This window comes from Photorhabdus viridis (assembly GCF_040256935.1).
Taxonomy (GTDB): domain Bacteria; phylum Pseudomonadota; class Gammaproteobacteria; order Enterobacterales; family Enterobacteriaceae; genus Photorhabdus; species Photorhabdus viridis.
The window spans coordinates 13,700-28,619 of sequence record NZ_JBEJZY010000026.1 but is presented as its reverse complement, the minus strand read 5'-3'; the positions used below and the strand labels follow the sequence as shown (position 1 = coordinate 28,619).

The window sequence follows — 14,920 nt, the reverse complement described above, 5'->3', positions numbered from 1 at the left end:
ATAAAACAATCAAAATCTTAAGCTGAATCGAGATAGTCATTGAAAATAAATTACAAAAAGGCTTTTTCTGAGAAATAAAATAAGGTAGAGTTACTGGCGTAGGGTACAGAGGTAAGATGTTCTATCTTTCAGACCTTTTACTTCACGTAATCGGATTTAGCTGAATATTAGCTGCCCCAGTCAGTTTTGACTGGGGCATTTTTTTCGTCTGAATTCAGCGGGTGGGGATAACAAAAGCGATGTTAAATATTGTTTTCAATTTGAATGGTTGGTTGACTGAACCACATATCCAGTTTTTGTTGTAATTTATCGATCCCGATTTTTTTCAGGGCGGAGAAGTATTCCACTTGAATATCTCCATTGAGAGTTGTTAATTCTTCACGTACTTTATTTAACTGGCTTTTGCGGGCGCCAGATGCCAGTTTATCGGCTTTAGTTAGTAACACAATAACCGGTACATGCATTGCCACGGCCCATTGGATCATCTGTTGGTCGAGATCTTTCAATGGATGACGGATATCCATCAGTACGACCAGCCCAATTAGGCACTCACGCTTTTGCAGATATTCACCCAATGCTTTCTGCCATTTACGCTTTATCTCTTCTGGTACTTCGGCATAGCCATAGCCGGGTAAGTCAACCAGGTGAATACCTTCTTCTACTTCAAATAAATTGATGAGTTGTGTTCGCCCTGGCGTTTTGCTGGTACGGGCGAGGCTTTTCTGTTTCGTCAGGGCATTTAGCGCGCTGGACTTACCCGCGTTTGAGCGACCGGCAAATGCGACTTCAATACCCAGTTCTTGAGGTAGATGGCGAATATCAGGTGCGCTCGTGATAAAACGGGTCATATGATAGTTGTGGTTTTTGATGGTCAAAATGGTTATCTCCCTGAGAAATGCACTGAATATATGCCAAAGGGGATTATACCGATAGCCACTGTTGGTTGACAGGATTAAAAGTAATGACATATTTCTGATGGGTTAAGTCAAACTTGCTATTTTGCCGTCAATTATTGCCTTATTTGTGAAATAAAATCTGATCTATTGTGAGAGGATAAATTTTTATCCAAGGCATCAACCGATTGATATCGTAAATGTAAGTAAATATTGAGCACTATGCTGAGGAGATTATTAGAATTGATTTCAGCTTGTGTTGTTGACTTTAATATATAGGAATCCAGAATGTTTAAACGTATTTTAGTGACGCTTGTAACTGCATGTTCTCTGAGCGCAATGGCGCCTTTGGCTCTGGCTGCGGGTGAAACCCATGTGAAGCTGACGACAACAGAGGGTAATATTGAACTGGAATTAAATAGCCAGAAAGCGCCGATTACAACCAAAAACTTTATTGAATACGTCAATGAGGGTTATTATAACAACACAATTTTTCATCGGGTAATCCCTGGATTTATGGTTCAGGGTGGCGGTTTTACCAAAGATTTGCAGCAGAAAGCGACTAAAGAACCCATTAAAAATGAAGCGGATAACGGGCTGCGTAATTTACGCGGAACGATTTCTATGGCGCGTACCGCTGATAAAGACAGTGCTACTAGTCAATTCTTTATCAACGTAGCGGATAATGCTTTCCTTGATCATGGTCAGCGTGACTTTGGCTATGCAGTATTTGGTAAAGTCGTAAAAGGTATGGATGTTGTAGATAAAATTTCTCAAGTAAAAACTGAAAATGTCGGCCCATATCAGAATGTACCGGTGAAACCTGTGGTTATCTTGTCTGCTAAGATTGTCCCTTAACTTTTTTCTGAGATATTAATGATTGCTGCGATTATGGCAGTTTCTGGTCTCTCAGTGAATTTGCATCTGATTAACAATCGGGCCTTCATTTAATGAAGGCTCGTTTTACCGTTATTCATACAACTTCTTGGTGAATTCTTTATTTTCTTCGGTTCGTGGATAATATCCGTCTTTATAGCATTCCTTCTCTTTACTCTCGTGGTTGCAACGCAGTGCACCTGCGGTGTTACGCCGGTTACTGATAGCGAGCATGGCCTGTGTTCTGGTCTGGCGATTACAACGTGCAGAGGGAGAGGAAAATACCCGAGCCCGACAATGGATTTGCAGGCTCTCAGGTAGACAGCAAAAACGGGGAAGATGCTATAATCAATTTTGTCTTCATAACAATTACCTTACTTATTGAATATCAAAAAGAGCCTATGTTTTGTAGCGGTATGAGAGTAAGTTGATTGAGGAAAAAGTAGTCATTGATTTTGTTACACTATGCTGCAAGTGCTTATGTGCTATGATAGCCGCCCCGTTGTCGTTAGGCCGTTTTACCTGAAATCATGTTGTTCATGATAAACAAATTGCAGGATTGGCAGGACAACAAATACAGCGATAAAAATGGGTAGGATAGACTCCTATGTTATTAATAATAGATAACTATGATTCTTTTACGTATAACTTATATCAATATTTTTGTGAATTGGGAACAGATGTTTTAGTCAAGCGCAATGATGAATTACAGCTTGAAGATATTGAGCGATTGGCGCCTACACATCTGGTTATTTCCCCAGGTCCTTGTACTCCAAATGAAGCAGGAATTTCTCTGGCTGCGATTTCTCATTTTGCGGATAAACTGCCGATTCTTGGTGTTTGCCTTGGGCATCAGGCAATTGGGCAGGCATTCGGCGCCAGTGTAGTAAAAGCCAGGGAAGTGATGCATGGGAAAACTTCTGCTATTCATCATAATCAGCAAGGTGTGTTCAAAGGGCTTAACAGGCCATTAACGGTTACCCGTTACCATTCATTGGTGATTGCCGCAGAGACTTTACCAGCCGTATTTGAAGTCACTGCATGGAGTCAGCATAACGGTAATGTAGATGAGATCATGGGAATTCGTCATCGTACTCTGCCCCTGGAGGGTGTGCAGTTCCACCCTGAAAGTATTCTCAGCGAGCAAGGGCATCAGCTACTGAGTAACTTCCTTAGATATTAACCAGATACCAATAATTTCTTCATTTATTTATCTTTTTCATTTGCCCATCTTTGATTTTTTATGCATATTCAGTGATTATAATTTCATTTTTGAATGGCGTATATATAAAAAACGGGTGGGAAAATGATGGAGCATGCCGCAGTAAACAGAAATACATACGATCAAGTCATGTTGCCAATTTATTCACCGGCACAGTTTATACCGGTGAAAGGGCAAGGCAGCCGTGTATGGGATCAGCAAGGAAAAGAGTATATTGATTTTGCTGGTGGTATTGCTGTTATGGCTTTGGGACATTGTCACCCTGCGTTAGTGGATGTTTTAAAGCAGCAAGGGGAGAGACTTTGGCATATCAGTAATATTTTCACCTGTGAACCGGCTTTGATACTCGCGCAGAAACTGATTGATGCAACTTTTGCCGAGCGGGTATTTTTTGCCAACTCAGGAGCGGAAGCGAATGAAGCCGCATTTAAGCTGGCGCGTCACTATGCCATTACCCGTTACCATCCATATAAAACCAAAATTATCGCATTCCATCAGGGGTTTCATGGTCGTACTCTGTTTACGGTCTCTGTTGGTGGTCAGCCAAAATACGCTGATGGTTTTGGGCCAAAACCCGCAGATATTATTCATGTGCCTTTTAATGACTTAGATGCAGTAAAGGCGGTCATGGATGATCATACTTGCGCTGTTGTATTAGAACCTGTTCAGGGTGAAGGGGGAGTCACGCCGGCGACATCCGCATTTATTCATGGGTTGCGTGAACTTTGTGATAAACATCAGGTACTGCTGGTATTTGATGAAGTACAAAGTGGAATGGGCCGTACCGGTAAGTTATTTTCTTATATGTATTATGATGTTGTGCCGGACATTATCACCACAGCGAAGGCTCTGGGAGGTGGTTTCCCTGTCAGCGCTATGCTGACTACGGCGAATATCGCTTCGGCGATGGTGCCGGGAACTCACGGCACAACTTATGGTGGTAATCCGCTGGCTTGTGCGGTTGCAAATGCTGCTTTTGACATTATCAATACGCCAGAGGTCTTGGATGGTGTTGAAAAACGTCATCATTTGATTGTGAATTTTCTGAACGATATCAATCAGAAATATTCGATATTTGGTGAAATCCGTGGCAAGGGATTGCTGATTGGTGCGGAACTAAAAGCGCAGTATCAGGGAAAATCTAAAGAGATCCTGCGACTGGCGGCTGAAAATGGCCTGATGTTATTGAGTGCCGGTAGTGATGTACTGCGTTTCACACCTTCGCTGATAATCAGTGAAGAGGAGATAGATCAGGGGATGGAACGGCTGGAGAAGGCGATTAGCCAGTTGGTATAACAAGGATAAGAGAAATCAGCGCAGTATCATGCGCTGATTAATCCAGAATTAACGCGTACCGTAAACAACAATTGTTTTGCCGTGTGCGGAGATCAGGTTTTGATCTTCCAGCATTTTCAGAATACGGCCAACCGTTTCACGGGAACAGCCAACAATCTGACCAATTTCCTGGCGAGTGATTTTGATTTGCATCCCGTCAGGGTGAGTCATTGCATCGGGTTGTTTCGCCAGATTCAGTAAAGTCTGAGCAATCCGGCCGGTTACATCTAAGAAAGCCAGGTTACCGACTTTCTCAGAAGTTGTTTGCAAACGGCTTGCCATTTGGGCAGATAAACGCATTAAAATATCCGGGTTTACCTGAATCAGTTGACGGAATTTCTTATAGGAAATTTCCGCTACTTCACAGGCGCTTTTGGCCCGAACCCAGGCTGTTCGCTCTTGTCCTTCTTCAAATAATCCAAGCTCGCCAATGAAATCTCCCTGGTTTAAATAGGAGAGGATCATCTCTTTGCCTTCTTCATCTTTAATCAAAACCGCAACAGAACCTTTTACGATGTAGTAAAGCGTCTCTGCTTTTTCGCCTTGATGAATAAGCGTGCTTTTGGATGGATATTTATGAATATGGCAGTGTGACAAAAACCATTCAAGAGTGGGGTCTGTTTGTGGCTTGCCGAGAACCATTCTCTTCATCCTCTGTTGTTATCGCTGCCTAAATAACACGAGAACCTAAAAGTTTCTCGTCAGGCTGGCTTATAAAGACACTAGCTTAACATATTAGTTTGCTGAAAAACCGATAGGTGAGGGTTTTATATAGGTTATCTGAAATTTGAAACTTGAGTATTGATCTTAACCCACATATACCCGGACCTGCTTCTGTTTTTAACACAGGAAAAGGTTTCTGTCTTGTCTTGTATTGTTTCAGCATAATAAACCGTTCATTAGCCATTGCCCCGTAAACCGTCGCCCAATCGGGCGGCGATATAAGGGGAGCTAACCTACATGCAAAATAAGATCGTGACCATAGTGCATGACGAGATAAATGCGTATTTAAAATTCTGACATGGCGGCTGCGGATAAAAAAGCCTTATCCCGAAAGAAAAAAGGCAGTGCTAACCGGGCGAAAGCGCGGTTATAGGTAGTCAGGTGCCATGAACACGTAGCTAACGCTAGAGCCGATTTTCAGCATAAGCTTTCCCGTGTCATTGGGGATGCAGGCTGGCATAGTTTCATCAGCAGGCTGGAATACAAAGCGGAACAAAAAGGCGTTTATGTGGTGAAACTCGATCAGTGGTATGCGAGTTCCAGAAGGTGTCATTGTTGTGGTGGCAAGATGTCGGAAATGCCGCTGCATAAACGGCGCTGGCAATGCCCTGAGTGCGCGGTAGAACATGACATCCGGCAAAAAGGGATAGTTGAATGACAGGCGGCGGGACACGTCGTCTCTGCTCATGGAGGCCTGCGTAAATCCGTTGCACCAACGGTTGCGGCCTGAGAAGTGGGAAGCCTCGCCGTTTTTTACGGCGGGGAGTAGTCACATTGCCAGTTTAATACTGAAAGAGTAGGCTTTGATGCAAAAAATGACTTGAGAGGTACTTATGCACGCGCGGGTAAAATGGGTTGAAGGGTTGTCTCTTTTGGGGGAGTCGTCTTCGGGTCATCAGATCATGATGGATGGAAATGCCGGCGATAAGGCACCAAGCCCAATGGAAATGGTATTAATGGCAGTTGGCGGTTGTAGCACGATTGATGTTATTTCTATTTTGCAGAAAGGCAGATATGACATAAAAGATTGTGAAGTGAAATTAATTTCCCGCCGTCGTGAAGAGGCGCCACGCTTATTTACTTCTATTAATCTGCATTTTATTGTTACCGGCAAGGATTTAACAGAGAACGCGGTTGAACGTGCCGTCATGCTTTCCGCTGAGAAATATTGTTCTGTTTCGTTGATGCTGGGGAAATCAGTTGAACTTACCCACAGCTTTGAAATTAAAGAGACAGAGTAAGATACTATTTCCTGATTGAAAAATAACGACAGGTAACTAATATCAGTTACCTGTTTTTTTAACTGAATAATATAAGAAGTGGATTCAAATGCGGGTTTTTTTGGATTTATCCTAGGTTTTAATCAACAAATTTTTTCCCCTTCCAGTAATCTCTGTACCAATGGCGTCATAATTAACTCCATGGCCAGTCCCATTTTTCCACCGGGAACTACGATGGTATTAATGCTTGAAACAAATGAACCTTGTAACATTGATAAAAGGTACGGGAAATCAATTTGAGTGAGGTCACGGAAACGGATGACGATAAAACTTTCATCCAGGGATGGAATGGCTTTGGCTGAAAATGGATTGGACGTATCAACAGTCGGGACGCGCTGGAAATTTATATGTGTCCGGGAAAATTGGGGGGTAATATAGTTAATATAATCATCCATAGAACGAACGACGGAATCCATTACTGCTTCCTGTGAGTGTCCCCGTTCTCCGGTATCGCGGATAAGTTTCTGTATCCATTCAAGGTTGACAATCGGCACCACCCCCACCAGCAGATCGACATGACTGGCAACATTATGTTGTGGTGTTACCACGCCACCGTGCAGGCCTTCATAAAACAGCACATCGGTCTGCTTTGGTAAGGTTTCCCACGGAGTAAATGTACCGGGGAGCTGGTTGTAAGGAACCGCGTCATCATAGGTGTGAAGGTACTTACGGCAACGGCCTTCACCAGCTTCACCATAGTCAATCATGGTTTTTTCCAGCATGCCAAAATCATTGGCTTCTGGCCCAAAATAACTGATGTGTCTGCCTTGCTCCTTGGCTTTACGGATTGCTGCATCCATTTCAGGGCGGGTATAGCGATGGAAACTATCCCCCTCTATCTGTGCTGCGCTGATATTAAGTTGCTGGAAAATCTTACGGAAAGCTAAACTAGTTGTTGTTGTTCCGGCACCGCTGGAACCGGTAATCGCAATAATCGGATGTTTGGCAGACATAAGCAGTAAACTCCATAATGTTAAGAATGGAACATTTCTTTTGGCATAATATTGATGCTCTCATGCAGTTCAGACCACACCAGCATAACATCCCCCTGCTCCAACTGACGACGTATGTCAGCGACTTTCTGCTCAAGGGATTTTTCATATTCACCATAATCAGTGCCTTCCCGCAGGATAAAGCTCTCTATCAAATTTAGCAGAGTTTCTGGCTCCAGTTGTTGCCATGGAATAATCATCGTTGTTGCTCCAGATAAGATGACAGCCAGCTTGGAATACGTTGTTCCAGCCACATTTGTGGTTTCTTCAGTGAACCACTGACAAAGCCGACATGTCCACCGTATTCTGTTAATTGGTATTCAATATTTTTGGGTAGTGTTTTGAGGTCAGGAACGACTTCCGGTGTCATAAAAGGATCGTCTTTTGCATGAATAATCAACAGTGGTACCGTAATGTCAGACAGGCGTGGTAGAGCGCTACACTGGCGGTAGTAGTCCGCTGCATCTTTAAAACGGTGGATTTTTGCGGTTACAATTTCATCAAATTCCCGAATGTGTTTCAATCCTTTTACCTGGGACAGATTGATAGGCAGAGAACCTGGGTAGCGTAGCAACTTGCGGGTAACATTACGTTTTAGATTGTTAAGCAAATAGCGCTCGTAAACCTGAGAAAATCCTTTTTCTATCCGGCTGGAACAGGCTTCTAACATCAGAGGGGCAGAAACAATGACTGCTGCATTGAGCTGGGCCTGTGTTTTTTCTTCTGCCAGATAGCAGGCCAGCATATTACCGCCGACTGAATAACCCACGGCTGAGGTTGGTATATCACCGTAGGTCTGTTTTAACCAGTTCAGAAAATAACGGGCATCGCCTGTTTCGCCAGAATGATAGAGACGTTTTTGGCGGTTTGGTTCACCACTGCATCCACGGAAATGCATGACAACGCCAAGCCAGCCTTTTTTCTGACAGATATGAAGCAAACCGTGAGCATAAGGGCTGCGGAAACTGCCTTCCAGACCATGAAACAGGATCAGCCGTGGCTTATGTGCTGCGGTTGCTGGATCTTCACTCCATGCCAGGTCAACAAAATCGTGATCTGGCAGATTAAGTCGTTGCCAGTAGGGTTGCAGTTCAGGATACCGCCGCACCAGACGCGGGAGCAATGTTTGCAAATGCGGATTACTGGCTCCGGTTAGAGGACGAAAGATATCGGACATAATGGTTTCGAGTTAAATTGATTAGTTATCTTGTATGGTGAATAACATACTGATATTTTCTGTGAAAGGGAAACGCCATTATTCAGGATGAAAGGAACCATTCATGACAGCAGGCCTGATTTTTTCATTAACAACTTTTTTGTTTATTTCTGCGATTACCCCAGGTCCAAACAATATGTTACTGACCTCATCGGGCGCTAACTTTGGTTTTATCCGTTCTTTGGGATTGATATGTGGCATTCTTTTGGGAATGCAGACGATTTTATATCTGTCCGCTTTCGGTGTGGCGGCATTACTGCTGGTTTATCCTACTATTCACACGATAATGAAAATAGCGGGTAGTCTCTATTTACTGTGGTTAGCATGGAAAACGGCAACAGCCAGTTATCGGCGTCTGGATACTAAAGGCTGCGCTGTCATAAAGCCAGTGAGGTGGTATCAGGGCTGGTTACTACAGTTCTTGAATCCGAAAGCCTGGCTGATGGGATTAGGATCGGTTGGCAGTTACAGTATTGCAGGTGAACAGTATCTCTATTCCATCATCATTATTAGTGTCGCAACGATATTGATAAGTTTTTTGAGTAGTATCCTGTGGACTGGTTTTGGTTCGTTGATTGGAACATTACTTCGTAGTCGCAATGCCTGGTTTATTTTCAATATCATGATGGGAATATTAACGGCAAGCTGTGTGCCATTGATCTGGATTGGATAATTTAACTCATTAATTTCATTTTGGTTATTAAGTTAAATCGACATTTTTATTGCCGAACAGCAGAGTCAGGACAAAACCGCTGATATAAGCAACCACCAATCCTGCGGCATAAATTGCCATCCCAATAAAAATACCGCTGTTGGAGGTCATTAGGGGTAGTGCTACCAATCCAGATGGACCGAAAACCGTGTTCAATCCAACAGGTAAACCTAAATAAGCCACTAAGCCGATAAAGAAACCACCGGCAGCACCTCCCAGACAAGCAGTGATAAAAGGTTTGATGCGTGGCAAGGTTACTCCGTAAATCAACGGTTCACCGATGCCGAGAAAGCCTGGAATAATGGCGCCTTTTATCTGAGTGCGCAGCAGAGAGTCTTTTTTCGCTTTGACATACAGCGCTAGTGCTGCACCAACTTGCCCGCCTCCAGCCATAGCAAGGATTGGGAACAGAGAGTTAAAGCCTTGTGCGTCCATTAACGCGAAATAGACCGGAACAAACCCCTGATGTACACCAAACATAACGGCGAGCAGAAACAGCCCTGCCAATATCGCTGTACCAAAAGGATTGCCGTTAAGATTAAGGAATAACCATGACATGCCGCTAAACAGATAGCTTCCCAGCGGCATGATAATAATAAAGGCGATTGCTCCCATGATCAGCAGGGTAATCGCTGAAGTGAGGATCATATCCAGATTGTCCGGAATGATCTTACGAACTTGTCGTTCTACCCATGCTCCCAGAATAGCGGCGAGCAGAACGCCGATAATATTGCCGCGTGGATCGATACTGTAACCAAAGAAAGTGGAGATACCGGAGTAGAAACCGCTGGTGGCATCCGGGTTATAACCCAGTACAAACAGCGAGGCGATAATTGCGCCGTTTATACCTGATCCACCAAAGGCTTTTTGCGCGTTATAACCAACCAGGATACTCAAAAAGCTGAACATTCCTTTACTGAATACTTTCATATAACCGATGATTTCAACCAATACAGTATTAGGATGTTCAACGCCCTGAATGGCGATCTGTTCAAGTAAAGTGGCAAAGCCCAGCAGTAAACCAACGGCAATAAAGCCGGGGATCAGCGGTGTAAAAATAGTGGCGAATTTCGTCAGAAATTTATGTACTGCGCTGACCTGTTTCTCTTTAAGCTGCTTTTTATTGGCGGAGGCTATATGGGTTAAATCAGTGTCGCTTTGTGCTGGTTGTTCTACATGAACAGAAGAATCCAGCAATTGATTCATTATTTCAGCCGCAGCCTGGGCTTTTCCCGGTCCAAGGACAATCTGCAACTGGTTATCACTTTCAATAATACCCAGCACATTGGGGATCTGTTTCAGTGTGGCTTTATCCACCTGAGTATTATCATGCAGTGTCAGTCGCAGGCGGGTCATACAGTTACCACATTGAGCCACATTACCCGCATTGCCGATAGCTGTAAGGATCTGAACAATTATTGCCTGATTAATTTTAGCCATCTTATTTATTCCTGTTCAGAAGAAGAAACGATTACCGAACTGTTGAGATTGCCGGGCGAATAAAACCGTGATTCTTTTCCAGTAAAGCCTTTGCTTGTTGAGCATCTATCTCTGCCAGAATCATCACAATGGCTGTTTTGCAATGTCCATCACATGCAGCCAGTGCCTGTTCAGCTTGTATGCGGTTGCATTCTGTGGCGGCTATAACGATATTTTTCTGCCTTTCAACCAGTTTGGCATTTGTCGCTTCTACGTCCACCATCAGGTTGCCATACACTTTTCCTGTGCGGATCATGGCACCGGTAGTGAGCATATTGAGGATCAGCTTTTGTGCTGTACCTGCTTTCATACGTGATGAACCAGTGACGATTTCTGGCCCAACGACAGGTGTTATGGCAATATCGGCTGCTTGTGTCATCGGACTGTCAGGATTACAACTGATACAGGCGACGGTGGCTCCCACTGATTTCGCATACTCCATGGCACCTAGAACGTAAGGTGTACGGCCACTGGCGGCAATACCAACCAGTACATCTTTAGAGTTAAAGTTTAGCGCTTGAAGATCATTTGTGCCTAATTGCCGGTTATCTTCTGCATTTTCAACGGCCCTCAAGATGGCTTGATGCCCTCCTGCAATCAAGCCAACCACTTGCTCCGGTCTGGAGCCATAAGTGGGTGGGCATTCACTGGCATCCAGGATCCCTAACCGGCCAGATGTACCGGCACCAATATAGATTAAACGGCCTCCCTGACGGAAAGCTTCGGCAATTTTATCTACCGTTGCAGCAATTTGCGGCAAAGTTTGCTCTACCGCCAGTGCGACTTTTTTGTCTTCATCATTAATGACCTTTAGCATCTCAAGGGTAGGCAGAGTGTCAATGCAGGCACTGGCTGGGTTGCGGCTTTCTGTCACCATATTGTTGAGATTGATTTTCATATTACTTTCCTAACGGAATACTTTTAAAATGATAAATAATTATTTACTCTTCTTTGTCATAAAGCGCAAATTTGATCGGTATTTCGATAAAAGCGATGGCTTTGTTAAGTGAATGTATTTTATCGGTTATAGAACAAAGTGCTGTGAATAGGTTTGAGAAAATTTTTGTTTTTCATATATAAGTGAGAAACGTCAATACTAAGCATATGTAATATATATGCTTAGCTTGGCTTGTTTTCAATAAATTCTGTCATCCCATATGCTATAGGCTGATGTGCCTGCCGTTACGTGATTCCAAGATATAGATCTGTATTTGAGAAGGATTTTTTCATACGGCATCATTTCATTATCATTTATTGAATGCGGATAGGTACAAGAAACGTCAACAATGCTCGCTTCTGTTAATTTGACCTCATAGAAAAGTTCTAACTGTCCAGCGGTGTTTGTTCTATAAAAGAAAAAAACCGCATGCAGTAGTTCGTTTGAAGAGATTGCCATTGATAATAATGGAGATGATTTATCTATTGGCTTAATGAACTGCAATGGGTGGTGATCTACATTTTGTTCGCGAGTTATCATATGACTTAAACTCAGTACCTGTATTTGATCTTCGTGCCCCTTTTGATATCGGTTGCCTATAGAATCCAGCGTTGAACAACCAGCAGAAATTAAACCTTGTTTTTTACCGTTTAACGACAAATAAATTATATGTGACATAAACAATTACCATATGAGTTCTTTGTTTAAATTACCTAAGCTGTGTGCTTAGTGGTGGAAGTGTAACCTTAACATTAAAATATAAAAAAATTAATAGTTCAATATCGAATTTTTTCCATAAGAAGTATCTAACAGTTTATTTACTTAAAAATAATATTTATATTTTATTCATATTTGAAGCTCTACTCTTTACAAACGTTTTGCTATTATATAATCGATGTGGTTATTTTCTATATAATGGTGTTATACTCTAATTTTAATTGTGAATGGGTTTAGTCGTATGGACGATAAAGATAGAGAACAGTTATTACAACAACTAAGTGATGCGTTAGAGAATAGCTCGTTAGTTTCAGAGGAGAAACTGGCATTGATGATGATGCTATGTTTTCAGCTGTTATCGTCAATTGAAGCTGATTTAATTAATATGAGAGTTTCGGATGGCCGTACTCTCTCACTCAAACTAGAAACGCCATCCGTTAAACACTAGTGTGGCGATTTTTGACTAATTCATTTTTTAGGGAGATAAAAAATGGCAGACTATGTTGAACATTATATAAAAATGAAACTTGAGGCCGACCGAATTCTGGCTTTAAGGCTAGAAAAGGCTGGTGATGGAGTAAGAGAAATCTCAGAAGATACAGTAAATACAATGGAGGGTGGGTTCAATCGATTAGTCAGGCGCGGGTCATATTTCTTCGATGATTATCGTGATGTAAATGAACAAATAAATAGTGAGGATGGAAGGTTTGTTTCAGCTCTATGGAGTGTAACCAAAGGACGAAATCCTATGAAGGAAATAACGGAAGTGTTTTCTAAAGAATTATTAAGGAATCAAAGTGATGAAGCTAAAAAAAGGATATACACTAAATTAGTAGAGAAATTATTGGAGATTTCAGCAACATTCGTAACATCTAGAACTACAAAAAGTTCTATATCTACTGCGGTAGCTGAGATTATATATCAATCTTTAATTATGAATGTGATTATAAGAGAAGGCATTAGAAGATATGGTAATATTATTTTGACGGCTTTTCAATCATATGGTCTCTTTGAGAAAGCTGCTGTGTCAGCAGATAAGTTAAAAAGAGAGCATCCATATTTTTATTGGGCTTTGTACAGCAAGAAACTGGAAATGTTGTATTTTTTAGTTGAACCCGCATTGTCAAAAGGTGTTGGCCTTATTGGAACAAAAAGCAGTGAAGACGATGTTGTTTCTACAATTGTTAAAGTAATTAGTGTGTGAGAGTGAATATGAGTAATAAACTTTTTAGCAAAGAGTGGTTCAAAGATCTTTTTTTCATATGGCTTAAAGATCTTTTGTGGGAGGTCATTCCTTTTGGGATTATTGTTATTTGGGTATTTGTAGCTAATATCTTTTTTCCAGATATATGGTTTAGTTTAACTTTGGTTGGTATTTTTATTGTTTTTGTTGCTATGTGGTTTATTGGTAAACGTTGTTAAGCATATAAATAACATTCCAAAATAGTGCCACACCTTGCACAACCTGAAATTGGAAATGTTGTATTTTATATTTGGACCTGTATTGTCAAAGGTGTTAGCCTTATTGGGGGAAAGTGTAGCGAAGATGATATTGTTTCTGAGGTTATTGGAATGATTAAATAAGATTCTAAAATAGCGCTACATCTTATGCCACTCATAACTCCATATATAACAATGGGTTGAAGAAGGTCATGTGTAGCAGAATTATGAAAAGCTATTTAATTATGAATAAAGTAAAAAAAAATTTTTAGCAGAGAGTGGTTTAAGGATCTTTTGTGGTCAACTATACCTGTAATAATTATTTTTGTTTGGTCAATGATGGCTGTAGTCTTTTTTCCAGATATATTGGGATGGTTAGCATTGTTTGGTGTTATTGTTGTTTTTATTTGTCTTTTTGTTTTTTCATATATAAGTGAAAAGCATATATATGCTTAGCTTGGCTTATTTTTAATAAATTCTATCATCCCATATACTATATGGTTAATGTGCCTGCTGTTATGTGATCCTAGGATATAGATTTGTATTCTTTAAGGACTTTTTCATGCTGTATCATTTTATTATTGTTTATCGAATTCAATTAGTATACGAGTGTGAAGGTGAGTAAAAAAATTTTCAGTAAGGAATGGTTCAAAGATCTTTTTTTTATATGGATTAAAGATCTTTTGTGGAACACAATTCCTTTTATCTTGATTATCGCTTGGTCAGCTATGGCCGCAGCCTGTTTTCCAGATATATGGGGGCGATTAACATTATTGGGTATTGTTGTTGTTACGGCTTTTGTTTTTTGGTGTATTAGTAAGAGGAGATAAATATATTTATATATGTTTAGCTTGTTTTATTGCAATAACTAATTAATTAGCATTTTAGCATGGGTGTGAGATCTGGAAATTTTTAGTAAGAAATGGTTCAAGGCGCTTTTTTAATATGGTTTAAGGATCTTTTATGGGAGTTAATTATTTTTTTGGATTATTGTTATTTTGGCATTAATTTAATCAAAAAAGAAATGGAGAGAAAACCAAGAATGTCAGGGGTTAATCTCAATCAATTTATTCAAACAGGGGTGTTATGGTAAATAAG

At 41.3% G+C, this 14,920-nt stretch carries 19 protein-coding genes and 1 pseudogene; 11 read left to right on the top strand and 9 right to left on the bottom strand.

Annotation, left to right across the window (positions count from 1 at the left end; all coding sequences use genetic code 11):
- The first annotated feature begins 116 nt into the window (after window positions 1-116).
- Complete coding sequence (locus ABR397_RS25455; RefSeq protein WP_438361642.1) at window positions 117-164, top strand: hypothetical protein; 48 nt, start codon at window positions 117-119, stop codon at window positions 162-164.
- A 78-nt stretch (window positions 165-242) separates the two neighbouring features.
- On the opposite strand, the gene yihA is transcribed toward ABR397_RS25455, so the two are convergent.
- Window positions 243-875, bottom strand: a complete 633-nt coding sequence (yihA, locus tag ABR397_RS12700; protein ID WP_350306056.1) for a ribosome biogenesis GTP-binding protein YihA/YsxC — start codon at window positions 873-875, stop codon at window positions 243-245.
- Between the two features lie 306 nt (window positions 876-1,181).
- On the opposite strand from yihA, the gene ppiA reads away from it, so the two are divergent.
- Window positions 1,182-1,751, top strand: a complete 570-nt coding sequence (ppiA, locus tag ABR397_RS12695; RefSeq protein WP_350306055.1) for a peptidylprolyl isomerase A — start codon at window positions 1,182-1,184, stop codon at window positions 1,749-1,751.
- A 111-nt stretch (window positions 1,752-1,862) separates the two neighbouring features.
- Here ppiA and ABR397_RS12690 read toward each other — a convergent pair whose 3' ends face one another.
- Entirely contained in the window at window positions 1,863-2,003 is a 141-nt protein-coding gene (locus ABR397_RS12690) for a hypothetical protein (protein ID WP_350306054.1), read from the bottom strand.
- Window positions 2,004-2,376: 373 nt separating this feature from the next.
- Here ABR397_RS12690 and ABR397_RS12685 point away from each other — a divergent pair, with 373 nt between their 5' ends.
- Window positions 2,377-2,952 carry an aminodeoxychorismate synthase component II gene (locus tag ABR397_RS12685; protein ID WP_350306053.1) on the top strand — a complete coding sequence of 192 codons (576 nt, stop codon included), beginning with the start codon at window positions 2,377-2,379 and terminating at the stop codon, window positions 2,950-2,952.
- A gap of 123 nt (window positions 2,953-3,075) precedes the next feature.
- Entirely contained in the window at window positions 3,076-4,287 is a 1,212-nt protein-coding gene (gene argD / locus ABR397_RS12680) for a bifunctional acetylornithine/succinyldiaminopimelate transaminase (protein ID WP_350306052.1), read from the top strand.
- A gap of 48 nt (window positions 4,288-4,335) precedes the next feature.
- Here the strand turns inward: argD and crp are convergent, their stop codons facing one another.
- On the bottom strand, window positions 4,336-4,968 hold the full coding sequence (crp, locus tag ABR397_RS12675) for a cAMP-activated global transcriptional regulator CRP (protein WP_004240730.1): 633 nt from the start codon (window positions 4,966-4,968) through the stop codon (window positions 4,336-4,338).
- A gap of 394 nt (window positions 4,969-5,362) precedes the next feature.
- Between crp and ABR397_RS12670 the strand changes: the two are divergent.
- Both ABR397_RS12670 and ABR397_RS12665 read left to right on the top strand, forming a co-directional pair.
- Window positions 5,363-5,779 (top strand): annotated as a pseudogene (locus ABR397_RS12670) (RNA-guided endonuclease InsQ/TnpB family protein); the annotation flags it as partial.
- Window positions 5,780-5,882: 103 nt separating this feature from the next.
- A complete protein-coding gene (locus ABR397_RS12665) occupies window positions 5,883-6,290 on the top strand; it encodes an OsmC family protein (RefSeq protein ID WP_350306051.1) in 408 nt (135 codons plus the stop codon).
- A gap of 122 nt (window positions 6,291-6,412) precedes the next feature.
- Here the strand turns inward: ABR397_RS12665 and ABR397_RS12660 are convergent, their stop codons facing one another.
- Genes ABR397_RS12660 through ABR397_RS12650 form a run of 3 tightly spaced genes read right to left on the bottom strand, consistent with a single transcriptional unit; the run spans window position 6,413 to window position 8,498 of the window.
- A complete protein-coding gene (locus ABR397_RS12660) occupies window positions 6,413-7,282 on the bottom strand; it encodes a phosphoribulokinase (protein ID WP_350306050.1) in 870 nt (289 codons plus the stop codon).
- A 20-nt stretch (window positions 7,283-7,302) separates the two neighbouring features.
- Window positions 7,303-7,521 (bottom strand): YheU family protein, encoded by a 219-nt coding sequence (locus tag ABR397_RS12655; protein ID WP_021322908.1) that lies wholly within the window; start codon window positions 7,519-7,521, stop codon window positions 7,303-7,305.
- Complete coding sequence (locus ABR397_RS12650; protein ID WP_350306049.1) at window positions 7,518-8,498, bottom strand: hydrolase; 981 nt, start codon at window positions 8,496-8,498, stop codon at window positions 7,518-7,520. The genes ABR397_RS12655 and ABR397_RS12650 overlap by 4 nt, the downstream gene beginning before the upstream one ends.
- Before the next feature lie 103 nt (window positions 8,499-8,601).
- Here ABR397_RS12650 and ABR397_RS12645 point away from each other — a divergent pair, with 103 nt between their 5' ends.
- On the top strand, window positions 8,602-9,210 hold the full coding sequence (locus ABR397_RS12645; RefSeq protein ID WP_350306048.1) for a LysE family translocator: 609 nt from the start codon (window positions 8,602-8,604) through the stop codon (window positions 9,208-9,210).
- 27 nt (window positions 9,211-9,237) lie between these two features.
- On the opposite strand, the gene murP is transcribed toward ABR397_RS12645, so the two are convergent.
- The 3 genes from murP to ABR397_RS12630 all read right to left on the bottom strand — a co-directional run bounded on the left by murP (window position 9,238) and on the right by ABR397_RS12630 (window position 12,343).
- A complete protein-coding gene (gene murP / locus ABR397_RS12640) occupies window positions 9,238-10,689 on the bottom strand; it encodes a PTS N-acetylmuramic acid transporter subunit IIBC (RefSeq protein WP_350306047.1) in 1,452 nt (483 codons plus the stop codon).
- Window positions 10,690-10,720: 31 nt separating this feature from the next.
- Window positions 10,721-11,626 carry an N-acetylmuramic acid 6-phosphate etherase gene (gene murQ / locus ABR397_RS12635; RefSeq protein ID WP_350306046.1) on the bottom strand — a complete coding sequence of 302 codons (906 nt, stop codon included), beginning with the start codon at window positions 11,624-11,626 and terminating at the stop codon, window positions 10,721-10,723.
- A gap of 237 nt (window positions 11,627-11,863) precedes the next feature.
- On the bottom strand, window positions 11,864-12,343 hold the full coding sequence (locus ABR397_RS12630; protein WP_350306045.1) for an Hcp family type VI secretion system effector: 480 nt from the start codon (window positions 12,341-12,343) through the stop codon (window positions 11,864-11,866).
- Window positions 12,344-12,623: 280 nt separating this feature from the next.
- Here ABR397_RS12630 and ABR397_RS12625 point away from each other — a divergent pair, with 280 nt between their 5' ends.
- From ABR397_RS12625 to ABR397_RS12610, 4 genes are all read left to right on the top strand, one after another.
- Window positions 12,624-12,830: a hypothetical protein gene (locus tag ABR397_RS12625; protein WP_350306044.1), complete on the top strand. Its 207-nt coding sequence runs from the start codon at window positions 12,624-12,626 to the stop codon at window positions 12,828-12,830.
- 42 nt (window positions 12,831-12,872) lie between these two features.
- Window positions 12,873-13,586 carry a hypothetical protein gene (locus tag ABR397_RS12620; protein ID WP_350306043.1) on the top strand — a complete coding sequence of 238 codons (714 nt, stop codon included), beginning with the start codon at window positions 12,873-12,875 and terminating at the stop codon, window positions 13,584-13,586.
- 8 nt (window positions 13,587-13,594) lie between these two features.
- The gene (locus tag ABR397_RS12615; RefSeq protein ID WP_350306042.1) at window positions 13,595-13,804 is read left to right on the top strand and encodes a hypothetical protein; all 210 of its coding nucleotides are present in this window, start codon (window positions 13,595-13,597) and stop codon (window positions 13,802-13,804) included.
- 635 nt (window positions 13,805-14,439) lie between these two features.
- The gene (locus ABR397_RS12610; RefSeq protein WP_350306041.1) at window positions 14,440-14,652 is read left to right on the top strand and encodes a hypothetical protein; all 213 of its coding nucleotides are present in this window, start codon (window positions 14,440-14,442) and stop codon (window positions 14,650-14,652) included.
- The last annotated feature ends 268 nt before the right edge of the window (window positions 14,653-14,920 follow it).